Raw genomic sequence first — 798 nt, 5'->3', positions numbered from 1 at the left:
AGTAAACTTAGAAAACTTTACAGTAACTGGTGCAAAGAGCATTCCAATGACAGGCCCAGGAGCTGGTAATACAGATTATGGACATGGTATTAATGTTGTTAGCTCGTCCGATGTAACATTAAATAATATTACATCTACAAATAATGCTGCAGCAGGATTAATCGTAAATAGTTCAACTGTGAATGCTGATAATTTAAATACGAGCGGTAATATATGGTATGGTGTGAATGTAGATAAAAAGGATAGTGTTGATGCGATTTTCACATTAACAGGTTCAGGTGTACTGAGTGAGGTTGTTCAGATTTTCTCTGATAACACAACTGGAGCAACAGTAGTTGCTGAAGGTTATGAATCCTCACCCTTTGGAACAACGAAAAGTACAATTTGGTCTAACCGTTAGTTTAGTAATTAACGTAAAATAGAAACACAAGACAATATTCATAAGTAAAAGATCTCTGTATTCAACAGAGATTTTTTTTGTTAATTAAAATCTAATCAAAACCTAACTTTTCTATTGCTGGGATTATTTTTTAAAAATAATAGTTAATTTGTAGTAAAAAAGTATCGTTTATAGAATAAAAGTAACATTTGTATTTATTCTGTAAAATAAATACCATATAATTCATAATATGTGGTAAATTTGGTGTGTTTTATGAAATCTAATGTGTAAAAAGTATTAGTAAGAATTAGAATTTCATTAAGGCTATATTCTATTAAAAAAATATTATAGTTTTTTAAAATCATGAATTCTAAAAAAATATACCAGTTGATACATAAAAAAGAAAATATTTATTAAAT

At 27.8% G+C, this 798-nt stretch carries 1 protein-coding gene; it reads left to right on the top strand.

The window, feature by feature from the left end; all coding sequences use genetic code 11:
- Positions 1 to 400 (top strand): hypothetical protein (locus tag V7056_RS06045; protein WP_499700219.1); only part of this gene is annotated, 400 nt, incomplete at its 5' end.
- Positions 401 to 798 lie beyond the last annotated feature (398 nt).

It is taken from the genome of Bacillus sp. JJ664, assembly GCF_036962205.1.
Classification (GTDB): domain Bacteria; phylum Bacillota; class Bacilli; order Bacillales; family Bacillaceae_G; genus Gottfriedia.
Note: the sequence above shows the minus strand (reverse complement) of the source record. Positions and strands in the feature narration are given on the sequence as shown.